13 protein-coding genes are annotated in these 11,703 nt (G+C 65.0%); 7 read left to right on the forward strand and 6 right to left on the reverse strand.

Annotated elements, in window-relative coordinates; genetic code table 11:
• Nucleotides 1-104 precede the first annotated feature (104 nt).
• The 3 genes from B5G43_RS04340 to B5G43_RS04350 form a co-directional block, all read right to left on the reverse strand.
• A complete protein-coding gene (locus B5G43_RS04340) occupies nucleotides 105-899 on the reverse strand; it encodes an ABC transporter ATP-binding protein (protein WP_087259251.1) in 795 nt (264 codons plus the stop codon).
• Complete coding sequence (locus tag B5G43_RS04345) at nucleotides 892-1,815, reverse strand: ABC transporter permease (protein WP_242960453.1); 924 nt, start codon at nucleotides 1,813-1,815, stop codon at nucleotides 892-894. The genes B5G43_RS04340 and B5G43_RS04345 overlap by 8 nt, the downstream gene beginning before the upstream one ends.
• A 90-nt stretch (nucleotides 1,816-1,905) precedes the next feature.
• Nucleotides 1,906-2,901, reverse strand: a complete 996-nt coding sequence (locus tag B5G43_RS04350; RefSeq protein ID WP_087259253.1) for an ABC transporter substrate-binding protein — start codon at nucleotides 2,899-2,901, stop codon at nucleotides 1,906-1,908.
• Nucleotides 2,902-3,138: 237 nt separating this feature from the next.
• Between B5G43_RS04350 and B5G43_RS04355 the strand changes: the two genes are divergently transcribed.
• Genes B5G43_RS04355 through B5G43_RS04370 form a run of 4 tightly spaced genes read left to right on the forward strand, consistent with a single transcriptional unit; the run spans nucleotide 3,139 to nucleotide 5,749 of the window.
• Nucleotides 3,139-3,861 (forward strand): WecB/TagA/CpsF family glycosyltransferase, encoded by a 723-nt coding sequence (locus B5G43_RS04355; RefSeq protein ID WP_087259254.1) that lies wholly within the window; start codon nucleotides 3,139-3,141, stop codon nucleotides 3,859-3,861.
• Nucleotides 3,862-3,865: 4 nt separating this feature from the next.
• The gene (locus B5G43_RS04360) at nucleotides 3,866-4,540 is read left to right on the forward strand and encodes a thymidylate kinase (RefSeq protein ID WP_087259255.1); all 675 of its coding nucleotides are present in this window, start codon (nucleotides 3,866-3,868) and stop codon (nucleotides 4,538-4,540) included.
• A 17-nt stretch (nucleotides 4,541-4,557) separates the two neighbouring features.
• Nucleotides 4,558-5,103: a DJ-1 family glyoxalase III gene (locus tag B5G43_RS04365; RefSeq protein WP_087259256.1), complete on the forward strand. Its 546-nt coding sequence runs from the start codon at nucleotides 4,558-4,560 to the stop codon at nucleotides 5,101-5,103.
• Nucleotides 5,081-5,749 (forward strand): 5-formyltetrahydrofolate cyclo-ligase, encoded by a 669-nt coding sequence (locus B5G43_RS04370; protein ID WP_087259257.1) that lies wholly within the window; start codon nucleotides 5,081-5,083, stop codon nucleotides 5,747-5,749. The genes B5G43_RS04365 and B5G43_RS04370 overlap by 23 nt, the downstream gene beginning before the upstream one ends.
• On the opposite strand, the gene B5G43_RS04375 is transcribed toward B5G43_RS04370, so the two are convergent.
• Entirely contained in the window at nucleotides 5,701-5,886 is a 186-nt protein-coding gene (locus tag B5G43_RS04375) for a hypothetical protein (protein WP_087259390.1), read from the reverse strand. The genes B5G43_RS04370 and B5G43_RS04375 overlap by 49 nt on opposite strands.
• Nucleotides 5,887-6,017: 131 nt before the next feature.
• Between B5G43_RS04375 and mltG the strand changes: the two genes are divergently transcribed.
• Together mltG and B5G43_RS04385 are read left to right on the forward strand one after the other, a co-directional pair.
• Complete coding sequence (gene mltG / locus B5G43_RS04380; protein ID WP_087259258.1) at nucleotides 6,018-7,220, forward strand: endolytic transglycosylase MltG; 1,203 nt, start codon at nucleotides 6,018-6,020, stop codon at nucleotides 7,218-7,220.
• A 59-nt stretch (nucleotides 7,221-7,279) separates the two neighbouring features.
• Nucleotides 7,280-8,485 carry a U32 family peptidase gene (locus B5G43_RS04385; protein WP_087259259.1) on the forward strand — a complete coding sequence of 402 codons (1,206 nt, stop codon included), beginning with the start codon at nucleotides 7,280-7,282 and terminating at the stop codon, nucleotides 8,483-8,485.
• A gap of 51 nt (nucleotides 8,486-8,536) precedes the next feature.
• On the opposite strand, the gene B5G43_RS04390 is transcribed toward B5G43_RS04385, so the two are convergent.
• On the reverse strand, nucleotides 8,537-10,309 hold the full coding sequence (locus tag B5G43_RS04390) for a hypothetical protein (RefSeq protein WP_087259260.1): 1,773 nt from the start codon (nucleotides 10,307-10,309) through the stop codon (nucleotides 8,537-8,539).
• A 154-nt stretch (nucleotides 10,310-10,463) separates the two neighbouring features.
• On the opposite strand from B5G43_RS04390, the gene B5G43_RS04395 reads away from it, so the two are divergent.
• The gene (locus tag B5G43_RS04395; protein WP_087259261.1) at nucleotides 10,464-11,030 is read left to right on the forward strand and encodes a uracil-DNA glycosylase; all 567 of its coding nucleotides are present in this window, start codon (nucleotides 10,464-10,466) and stop codon (nucleotides 11,028-11,030) included.
• A gap of 43 nt (nucleotides 11,031-11,073) precedes the next feature.
• Here B5G43_RS04395 and B5G43_RS04400 read toward each other — a convergent pair whose 3' ends face one another.
• Nucleotides 11,074-11,685, reverse strand: coding sequence for a V-type ATP synthase subunit D (locus B5G43_RS04400; RefSeq protein ID WP_087259262.1), 612 nt, complete (start codon nucleotides 11,683-11,685; stop codon nucleotides 11,074-11,076).
• Nucleotides 11,686-11,703: the final 18 nt, after the last annotated feature.

An 11,703-nucleotide genomic window follows, 5' to 3' on the forward strand; every position in this document is an offset into this window, starting at 1 on the left:
GTTGCCCAATCCTGCCTGACAGATGCTCGAATCGTAATTTTTTCAAATTACTTTCTTATGAGCACCTGCCCGACGGCCGGGGGCGTATGTTATCTTGCGGTGGTTCAGGAGAGGAGGAGCTTGTCGTCGGCCTCGTCGGAGCCGCTGACCTTGGTGAACTGCTCCAGTAGGTCCTCCACGGTCAGATGCTTCTTGTCCTCGCCGGCGATGTCCAGCACCACCCGGCCGTCATAGAGCATGATGAGCCGGTTTCCGTGGGCGATGGCGTCGCGCATGTTGTGGGTGATCATCAGGGTGGTGAGCTTGTCCCGCTTGACGATCTTCTCGGTGGTCTCCAGCACCTTGGCCGCCGTCTTGGGGTCCAGGGCGGCGGTGTGCTCGTCCAGCAGGAGGAGCTTGGGCTTTTTGAGGGTGGCCATCAGCAGGGTGAGGGCCTGCCGCTGTCCGCCGGAGAGGAGGCCCACCTTGCTGGTCAGCCGGTCCTCCAGGCCCAGGTCCAGGATCTTGAGCATCTCCCGGTATTCCTCCCGCTCGGCCTTGGTGATGCCGGGGCGGAGGGTGCGTTTCTGGCCCCGGCGGGCGGCCAGCGCCAGATTCTCCTCGATCTGCATGGTGGCGGCAGTGCCCATCATGGGGTCCTGGAACACCCGGCCGATGAACCTGGCCCGCTTGTGCTCCGGCAGGCCGGTGACGTCCTGGCCGTCGATGGTGATGGAGCCGGAGTCCACCGTGTAGGCGCCCGAGACGATGTTGAGCATGGTGGACTTGCCCGCGCCGTTGCCGCCGATGACGGTGACGAAGTCGCCGTCGTCCAGGGTGAGGTTCAGGCCGTTGAGGGCCCGCTTTTCATTGACGGTGCCGGCGTTGAAGGTCTTGTAGACCTCTTTGATCTCAAGCATGGCTGGAGGCCCCCTTTCGTCCGGGCTTGGAGAAGTATTTCCCCTTCCAGTAGGGGATGGTCAGGAAGACCGCCACGATGAGGGCGGTGATGAGCTTCATGTCGTCGGTGTTCAGGCCCAGCCAGATGACCACGTTGTACACCACATAGTAGAGGATGGAGCCGATGACCACGCTCAGCAGGAGCAGGGCGAAGTTGCGGAACACCTTGGAGAGGAGCACCTCGCCGATGATGACGGCGGCCAGGCCGATGACGATGGCGCCGCGGCCCATGTTCACGTCCGCGAAGCCCTGATACTGGGCCAGCAGGGCGGAGGACAGGGCCACCAGTCCGTTGGAGAGCATCAGGCCCAGCACCTTGGCGAAGTTGGTGTTGATGCCCTGGGCCCGGGCCATGCTGGCGTTGGCGCCGGTGGCCCGGAGGGAGGAGCCCAGCTCGGTGCCGAAGAACCAGTAGAGGAGGGCGATGATGACGATGGTGAAGAGCACGCCGATGAAGATGGGGTTCTCCAGGCTCAGGCTCTTCACGTTGCGGGAGGAGATGAGCAGGTCGTAATTGCGGAAGCTGATGGGCTGGTTGGCCTGGCCCATGATGCGCAGGTTCACCGAGTAGAGGGCCAGCTGGGTGAGGATGCCGGCCAGGATGGCGGGAATGCCGCACACCGTGTGGAAAAGGCCGGTGGCGAGGCCCGCCAGCATGCCGGCCAGGAAGGCCCCAAGGAGGGCCAGAGGGATGGGCGCGCCGGCCATGGTGAGCATGATGAACACGGCGCCGCCGGTGCACATGGTGCCGTCCACGGTCAGGTCGGCCACGTCCAGGATCTTATAGGTGATGTAGACGCCGATGGCCATGACGCCCCAGATCAGTCCCTGGGCCGCCGCGCCGGGCATCATGCTGAACAGTGCGGTGAGATCCACGATTGGAGTCCTCTCTTTCTTTGGAATACACCCAAAGGCAGCGGAAGGAGGATTCCTTCCGCTGCCCGGATGTGTGGGTCTGGGTCGGGATTACTGGATGGCCTCGTAGCCCGCGGGCGGGGTGATGCCCAGCTCGGCGCAGATGTCGGCGTTGTACTTGGGGGTGAACTGGGGGGCGTACTCGATGGCCATTTCGGCGGGATCGGCGCCGTTGACCAGGATGTCATAGGCCATCTCGCCGGTCTTGTAGCCGATGTCGTAGTAGCTGATGGTCAGGGTGGCCACGCCGCAGCCCTTGCAGATGCCCTCCTCACCGGCGATGATGGGGGTGCCGGCGGCCAGGGCGATGTTGCCGATGAGCTCGGCGTTCTGGGCGGCGGTGTTGTCGGTGGGGATGTAGAGGACCTCCTCATTGGCACAGGCGGACTCGGCCACGGCGGCCAGGTCGTTGGAGTCGGAGAAGGTGTAGTCGGTGCAGGTGTAGCCCATCTCCTCCAGGTAGCCCCGGACGGTCTGGACCTGGTAGGCGGAGTTGGGCTCAGCGGAGCAGGAGAGGAGGCCCACCTTGCTGGCGTCGGGGAAGAAGGTGTGGAGCATCTCGGCCTGCTCGTCCAGGGGGGCCAGGTCGGAGGTGCCGGAGACATTGAAGCCGGTGACACCGTCAAAGTTGTCGATGCCCAGGGCCACGCCGTACTCGGTGATGGAGGTACCCAGGATGGGTACGTCCTCGGTGGCGGAGGCGGCGGACTGGAGGGCGGTGGTGCCGTTGGCCATGATGAGGTCCACGCCGTTGGAGAGGAAGCTGCCCACGATGGTGTTGCAGTTGTTGGAGTCACCGGAGGCGTTCTCCACCTTGATGGTGACCTGGTCGCCCAGCTTCTCGGTCAGGGCGTCCTGAAAGCCCTGGGTGGCGGCGTCCAGAGCCTCGTGCTGCATCTGCTGCACCACGCCGATGGTGTAGGTGGTGGTGTCGGCGCTCTTGCCGGGGTCGGTGCTGGGGTTGGAGGCGGTGCCGCCGGAGCAGGCGGTCAGGCCCAGAAGCATGGCGGCGGTGAGGCCCGCCGCAGCTGCGCGCATGGTTTTCATTTCACGTTCCTCCCAGATGTGCGGTCGAGATTCTTTAGCACTTTTAGGCGCTAAAGAATCGGAGCGCAAAAAAAGCGCCCGTTCGGCCTGAATTTCCTCTTATTATACGGGCGTGCCGGAGGGTTGTCAACCATAAATTTGACTTTACCTGCTTTTCATGCGGTTTTCATGGACATTTCCAGAGAGGTGTGCTAGAATAAAAAAACCTATGAAGATATGATTCGGAGGTCATACACCTTGAAAACAGAAATTCTGGGCGTGCGCTTTGACGACCTGTCTCCCGAAGAGATGGTCCACACCGCCGCCTCCCTCATCGAGGCGGGCGGCTTTCACTACGCGGTGACGCCCAACCCGGAGTTCATCCTGGCCGCGGAAAAGAACGAGGCCTTCCGCGCCGCTCTCAACCAGGCGGACCTGTCCATGCCCGACGGCATCGGCGTGGTCTACGCCTCCCGCATCCTGGGGCGGCCGCTGAAGGGCCGGGTGCCGGGCATCGACTTCGCCGACAGCCTCATGGCCTGGATGGCCCGGAACGGCAAGCGCCTCTTCCTGCTGGGCTCAAAGCCCGGCATCGCCGAAATGGCGGAGGCCAACCTCCGCAAGCGCCACCAGGGCCTGCTGGTAGTGGGCACCCACGACGGCTATTTCAAGGAGGATGAGCCGGTGATCCAGGCCATCCGTGAGGCCCAGGCCGACGTGGTGCTGGTGTGCCTGGGCGCCCCCAAGCAGGAGCTGTGGATGGCCCAGAATGGCCCCGCCACCGGCGCCAAGTTCATGGTGGGTCTGGGCGGCGCGCTGGACGTGTTCGCCGGTGTCACCGAGCGGGCCCCCGAGGCCTGGCAGAAGGCGGGCATGGAGTGGTGTTACCGCCTCATCAAGGACCCCAAGCGCATCAACCGCATGGCCAAGCTCCCCCTGGTGCTCTTCCACGCCATGGGCGCCCGCGTGAAGGGAAAGTAACCGTATGGCCGGAAAACTGATCGTATTCGAGGGCACCGACGGCTCGGGCAAGTCCACCCAGTTCGCCCGGGTGTGCGCGCGGCTGGAGGGGGAGGGGAAATCCTTCCGCCGCCTGGTGTTCCCCCAGTATCAGGAGCCCTCTTCCGCCCTCATCCGCATGTATCTGGGCGGGGAGTTCGGCTCACACCCCGACGACGTGAACGCCTACGCCGCGTCGTCCTTCTACGCCGTGGACCGCTACGCCTCCTGGAAGAAGGTGTGGGGGGAGGACTACCGGAAGGGGGGCCTGATCCTCTCCGACCGGTACACCACCTCCAACGCCGTCCATCAGGCCTGCAAGCTGCCCCGGGACGAGTGGGAGGACTTTTTCCGCTGGCTGGACGATTTTGAGCACAGCAAGCTGGGCCTGCCCCGGGCGGACCTGGTGGTCTACCTGGACATGCCCACCCAGCGGGCGCTGGAGCTGCTCCGGGCCCGGGAGGCGGCCACCGCCACCAGCGGCGACATTCACGAGGTAGACGAGCATTATCTGGCCCTGTGCCGGGAGACCGGACTGCGGGCGGCGGAGTGCCTGGGTTGGACCCGGGTGGCCTGTACCGCCGCCGACGGCACGGTGCGGAGCCAGGAAGAGATCCATGCCGAGATCTGGGAGCACATCTCCCGGTTTTTTCAAGACTGAATGGAGGTATACTGCATATGGTAGCGATTCTTCTGGGACAGGGCTTTGAGGAAGCCGAGGCCATCGTGCCCGCCGACCTGCTGCGCCGGGCGGGCGTGGATGTGCGCCTGGTGGCGCTGGAGGGCCGGTCCGTGGCGGGCAGCCACGGCATCACCGTCCAGGCCGACCTGACCCTCAGCGAAGTGGACCCCGACGAGCTGGAGATGCTGGTGCTGCCCGGCGGACTGGGCGGCGTGGCCGCCATCCGGAGCAACCTGACGGCTCTGGCCCTCATCGACCAGGCCTATGCCCGGGGCGTGTACCTGGCGGCCATCTGCGCTGCCCCCACCATCCTGGCCCGGGCCGGCATCCTGGACCGCCGCAGCGCGGTGTGCTACCCCGGCATGGAGGACGAGATGGGCTCCGCCGTGGTGGACAAGGGCGCCTCGGTGGTGGTGGACGGACACATCATCACCGGACGGGCCGCCGGCTCGGCCTTCGACTTCGGCCTGCGCCTGGTGGCGGTGCTCAAGGGCGCCAACGCCGCCGAGGATGTGCGCAGTGCCGTCCACTACCACTGCTGAGCAGAAAGCGGCCCTGCGCGCCCGGCTGCGGGCGGAAATGGGGGCGCTGACGCCGGAGGCGCGGAGAAAGAGTGACGACACCCTCTTTGCCCGCTTCCTGGCCCTGCCGGAGACGGCGGAGGCCGGGACCATCCTGCTTTACCACGGCATGGGGGCCGAGCCGGAGACGGCGCGGCTCCTGCCGGTACTGTGGGCGGCGGGAAAGCGCGTAGCGCTGCCCCGGTGCACCGGACCCGGCACCATGGAGGCCCGGCTGGCGGAGGAGGGGAGGCCCCTGATCCGCCACCGCTTCGGGATGCTGGAGCCGTGGGAGGACGCGCCCCGGCTGGAGCCGGAGGAGCTGGACCTGATCCTGGTCCCCGGGCTGGCCTTCGACCGCTCCGGCGGGCGGCTGGGCCAGGGGGGCGGCTTCTATGACCGGTACCTCCCCCGCTGCACCGGTGTGACCGCGGCCCTGTGCCGGGTGCGCTTCCTCCTGCCGGAGGTGCCCCGGGCGGAGCACGACCAGCGGGTGGACCTGGTGGTCACGGAGGAAGCGGTGTTCCGCCCATCGAAAAGGGCGGAGCCCAAAGGCCCCGCCCCCCGTATGTCAGCTGCTCAGCAGCAGCTCTCGCCGCAGCCGTCGCTGAAATGGCTGCCGCCCTGATTGCAGCCGCAGCCGCAGTTGCAGCCGCACCCGCAGCTGTTGCCCGAGCTGCCGCAGCCGCAGCAGCACACCAGAATGAGAATCAGCACGATCCAGAGACAGCCGTTACCGCCAAAGCCACTGTTGCCCATACACATCATAAGGTCACCTCACGTTTTCTGGAGGAGGGAGGCCGCGGCCTCTTTCCTCCGACTGACCTATCTTATGCGCCGGGCGCGGCAAGGGTGACAACGCTGTTTTCATCGGACACGAGTTAGGAGTTGAATCCATGGCACAGGAATACGAATCTTCCGGCCGCCGGACCCAGGGACGCAGACACACCCCCTCCCGGCTGGAGCAGAGCGGGGGCAGGCGTACCCAGCATCCGGCAGGGGAGAGGAACAGCAGCAGCGGAAGCCGCACGCCCCGCCGCTCCAAGAAGCGCCGGAGCAGCTTTGGCCCGCTGCTCTATGTGATCTTTGTCATCGGCATCTCCGCGCTCCTGGCGGCGGTGGGCTGGATCGCCGCCAATGACCTTCTGGCCCTCAACAAGCCGGAGCACAGCGCCGTCATCACCCTGGAGGAGGGGGACACGGTGGGCGAGGTGGCCGATCTCCTGGAGGAGAACGGCCTCATCGAGTACAAGTGGCTCTTCACCCTCTTCGCCTCCTTCACCCATGTGGATGACGTGAGCCCCAACAGCAAGCTCACCCCCGGCACCTATGAGCTCAACACCAGCATGGACTACAACGCCCTCATCAACAGCATGGGCCGGGGCTCCTCCAACCGCAAGCAGACCGAGGTCACCATCACCGAGGGCATGACCCTGGATCAGATCTTCCAGGCCCTGGAGGACGCCGGCGTGGCCAAGGTGGAGGACCTGCAGGATGTGGCGGCCAACCACGCGTTCAACTACTCCTTCCTGAAGGACCTGCCCACCGGGGACTACCACCGGCTGGAGGGCTACCTCTTCCCCGACACCTACCAGTTCTATATGGGCGGGGATGTCCTTCAGATCCTCAACCGGATGATCCTCCGCTTTGACGAGCTCTTTACCGACGAGATGCGGCAGGACGCGGAGAAGAGCGGCTACACCGTGGGCGAGATCGTCATCATCGCCTCCCTCATCGAGAAGGAGACCGACGGCACCGACCAGGCCCTCATCTCCTCGGTCATCCACAACCGCCTGGAGAACCCGGGTGCCAGCACGGCGGGTTACCTGAACATCGACGCCGCTCTGGCCTATATCAACGGCGGCAAGGCGCCCACCGCGGCGGACAAGGAGATTGACTCTCCCTACAACACCTACAAGTACAAGGGACTGCCGCCCACCGCCATTGCAAACCCCGGTATCGACGCCATCAAGGCGGCCATCTATCCGGACAGCACCAACTATTACTATTACGCCCTGGGCGACGACGGGACCCACTCCTTCTTCCGCACTCTGCGGGAGCAGCAGAACTTCATCGCCAGCCAGGACCGGTACAACTAAACGACAGCGCGGGCGCGCACGTTGGGGTGCGCGCCCGCCTTTTTTGGGAGGAACAGCACATGTCCATGGAAGTACTCGCCCCCGCGGGGGATATGGAGCGCCTGCGCATGGCGGTGGCCTACGGGGCCGACGCGGTGTATCTGGCCGGCACCGATTTCGGGATGCGGGCCTTTGCGGGCAATTTTACGCCGGATGAGCTGAAGGAGGCGGTGGCGCTCTGCCACGGCCGGGGGGTGAAGGTCCACGTCACCTGCAACACCATGCCCCGCAACGACGAGGTGGCCCGGCTGCCCGAGTGGCTGGAGCGCATCGCCGACGCGGGGGTGGACGCGGTGATCGTGGCCGATCTGGGAGTGTTCCAGATGGCCGGGCGGTACGCGCCCAAGGTCAAGCGCCACATCTCCACCCAGGCGGGCGTGACCAACTACGCCGTGGCCTCCGCCTGGCACGACCTGGGGGCCGACCGGGTGATTTTGGCCCGGGAGCTCTCCCTCCAGGAGGTGGCCGAGCTGCGGGCCAAGACCCCCAAAAGCCTGGAGATCGAGGCCTTTGTCCACGGGGCCATGTGCGTGAGCTACTCGGGCCGGTGCCTGCTGTCCAACTACATGACCGGCCGGGACGCCCAGCGGGGGGCCTGCGCCCAGCCCTGCCGGTATAAGTACGCCCTCATGGAGGAGAAGCGCCCCGGGGAGTACTTCCCCGTCTTTGAGGAGAACGGGGAAAGCTTTATTATGAACAGCCGGGATATGTGCATGATCGACCACATCCCGGAGCTGCTGGAGGCGGGGGTGGACTCCGTCAAGATCGAGGGCCGGGCCAAGTCGGCCTATTACGCCGCGGTCATCACCTCGGCCTACCGCCACGCGGTGGACGCGGCGGAGCGGGGGGAGCCCCTGTCGCCCATCTGGCGCAACGAGGTGGAGAAGGTGAGCCACCGGCATTACTCCACTGGCTTCTGGTTCGGCCAGCCCGGGCAGTTCACCGAGGACGCCCGCTACATCCGGGACTATCAGGTCTGCGCCGTGGTGGAGTCCTGCACCCCCGACGGCCGCGCCGTGTGTTCCCTGCGCAACAAGTTCCACGTGGGCGAGGAGCTGGAGCTCATCGGCCCCGGGCTGGAGCCGGTGACCTTTACCGTGCCCCCCATGACCGACCTGGATGGCCTGTCCCTCACCGAGCCCCGCACCCCCCAGATGCGCTTCCACCTGCCGCTGCCCCACCAGGCGCCGCCGCTGTCCCTGCTGCGCCGCCGCTGCGGAGATTGACCTCTCTGAAGATAAAAACCCCCGGCTTCCACGGAAGCCGGGGGTTTGTGTTTACGCCTGGGGCTCGGGGCTCACCTCAGGACTGGGTTCCACCAGGTTGGGGCTGGGGGAAGGCACGCTGGGCACGGCGGCGCCGTCCGCGCGCCGGTCCAGGGTCACCGAGGTGCCGGAGAGGATGTCGGAGGTGCCGTCACTGAGCTCGTGCTGGATGGTGACGGTGTCGCCCACATTGAGGATGACGGCGATCTGGTTCTGGGCGGCGGAGACGGTGTAGAACACCTCGTCCCCCTCCAGACGGAGGAAGTAGTAGGTGTTGCCGTCCATCACCGCCGAGCGGATCTCGGCGAGGACGCCGCTGACCTCGGTCTGGGGCAGCTCCTCCTGGGAGGTGACGCCCTTGTCGGAGAGCAGGCGGATATACTCCTGCTCACAGGCAGTTACCGAGTTACCGGTGGCCACGATGTCGTACCGGGCCACATTGACCATGGCGTAGCTCTTGACCAGGTTGGCCGCGTCCTTCAGGGGGATGAAGTAGGTGGGCTGGTCGGCGATGTTCAGGAGCAGGGGGAAGGTGGCGATATACCCCAGGTCCTGCACCACGCCCTGGGCGGAGGCCTGGGCGGCCTCCTCGGTGGCGCCGGGGGCGGAGTAGAACTTGGTCTCCTTGGTGCGCTGGTTGGAGAGGAGGAAGCCCAGGTTGGACTGGTCGGAGTTGATGGAGGTCACGCCGGTGTACATATACACGTCGTCGTTGAGGGCGATGTAGTTGTAGCCCTGGGTGACCACCGTCACGTCCCGCTGGCCGAAGATGGAGTTGATGAAGCCGTTGACCAGGGTGCCGTGGTAGTTGTACTGCTCCATGATGAGGTTTGGGTTAAAGACATTGTCCACCCAGGTGGGGATGTCGGCAAGCGCATAGTAGGTGCACGCGCCGGTGACGGCGTTCATCAGCACCGCGCCGGTGATGTCGGTGCCGCCGAAGAGGCCGATGGTCTTGACCACCCGGGGGGCGATCCAGTAGGGGGTGCCCTCCTCGTCGATCTCAAAGCGGGGGGTGTCGAACAGATAGGTGGGGTAGGAGAAGCGCAGGTGGCGCATGACATTGCGGTTGAGGGGCTCGGAGAAGGAGTACTTCATGCCCTCGCTCAGACGCACCACGTTGGCCTCCTGGGTCACCATGTCCACGATGACGTAGGCGGGCAGGCCCTCCGAGCGGTTGGTGAACCACTTGATGAGGTCGGCGTAGTCGATGGGGGCCACCCGGACGGGCCGGCCCTGGTAGTTGATCTGGGTGGAGTCATTGGAGTACTCGAACTGGCTGACCATGTCGCTGAGGGTACCCATCTGACGGTCGCCCAGATAGTTGGCCGAGTCCTTGTCCAGGGTGGGGATCTCACTGAAGGAGATCTGGCTGATGTCCTCGGAGAACTTGCCGTCCTCCACGGTCAGCAGGTCCCGGTAGGCTCCGGCCCGGAAGATGGGCAGGGAGAGGACCTGGCCCACGATCACCACCACCGCCAGCACCAGGAAGAGGATACCGATGGGGAGGCACTGCTGTTTGATGAAGCGGAAATACTCCTTGATCTGACCGCCGGGGTGGCTGCGGTCTCCGGCATCCAGGCGGTAGCCGGAGGTGATGAGGGCGCAGACGACGTAGACGATGCACAGGAGCAGGAGGAAGCTGTAGAAATCGCCGGACTGGAAGTTGAGGGCCGGAAGGGTGACGTAGAAGTAGACCGCCCCCACCACCAGGGTGATGAGGAGGTTGAGCAGGACCTTGCCCAGCTTGCCGCGGGGTTTGCGTGCTTCGGGTGATTGACTCATGACAGGCTCCTTTTTGGATCAAAATGGGTGGATGCGAATAAGGACAGTATACCCGGTCTGAAGAAAAAATGCAAGGTTTGCCGCCGCCCTCTCCCAAAAGGGGAGAAGGTGTGGTAGAATAGAGAAAAACTGCGCGGGAGAGAGGAGGAACGGGATGAAGAACTGGGAAGGACTGTACGCCGCGTGCATGAGCTGCCAGAACTGTCCCCTGGCCCAGACGCGGACCAACGTGGTCTTTGGAGAGGGCCCCACCAATGCCGAGGTCATGTTCATCGGCGAGGGACCCGGCGAACAGGAGGACCGCACCGGGCGTCCCTTTGTGGGCCGGGGCGGCCAGCTGCTGGACGAGATGCTGGGCATCATGGGCCTGGACCGCAGCCGGGTGTACATCGCCAACATGGTCAAGTGCCGTCCCCCCGGAAACCGGGACCCTCTGGCCGAGGAGCAGGAGGCCTGCATCGGCTATCTGCGCAACCAGGTGGCCCTGCTGCGGCCCAAGATCATCGTCTGTCTGGGGCGCATCGCGGCCATGAAGCTCATCCGCCCCGACTTCAAGATCACCCGGGAGCACGGCCAGTGGGTGGAGAAGGCGGGGGTGCAGATGACCGCCATCTACCACCCGGCGGCGCTGCTGCGGGACCTGTCCAAGCGTCCGGAGACCTTCGCGGACCTGAAGTCCATCCGGGAGCACATCCAGGCGGTGTGCGACCACACGTTATAATGCAAAAACGCCCCAGCCCGAGTAAAACGGGCCGGGGCGTCTTTTATTCCTCGTTCTGAATGCGCTTGATGACCTTGAGCCGGACGAACTCCTCCCGCTCCTTCTCCTCCAGGGCGTCGGTGATGTAGCGGATCTGGTGGTCCAGGTCCGGGATGACGATGTTCTGGAGGGCGTTGGCCCGCTTCTGGGTCTTACGGATGGCCACGGCCAGGCGGTAGATGGAGGTCTCCACCTCGGCCAGCTGCCGGATGAGCTCCTTGACGTGGTGGAACTTGATATACGCGTCGTCCAGCGCCGAGCTGGTGGCGGCAAAGCCGTACTCCGGCCGGGGCGGAGGGGAGCGGTCGGGGATGTGGGGCAGCTCCACGCCCATGACCGAGCGGTACTGGATCTCCAGAGTGTCGTCCACCGCCACCGCCTCGGCGATCTTGTCGCAGATGCCCAGCTTGATGTTGGCGTGCTGGAGGGCGGCGTAGGCCTCGGCAAAGACGGTGTCGATCTGGGACTGGACCTCCTTGGCGGTGTCCATCAGGCTCATGAGCTCCCGGATGAGGATGTTGCGCTTGCGGTCCATCAGTTCATAGCCGGTGCTGGCCAGGGCGCGGGAGCGCTTGGCGGCCATCAGATTTCCTTTGGTGGGCAGAATGGCGGCCATGGGATCTCACTTCCTTTC

It is taken from the genome of Flavonifractor sp. An92 (assembly GCF_002159175.1).
Taxonomy (GTDB): Bacteria; Bacillota; Clostridia; order Oscillospirales; family Oscillospiraceae; genus Pseudoflavonifractor_A.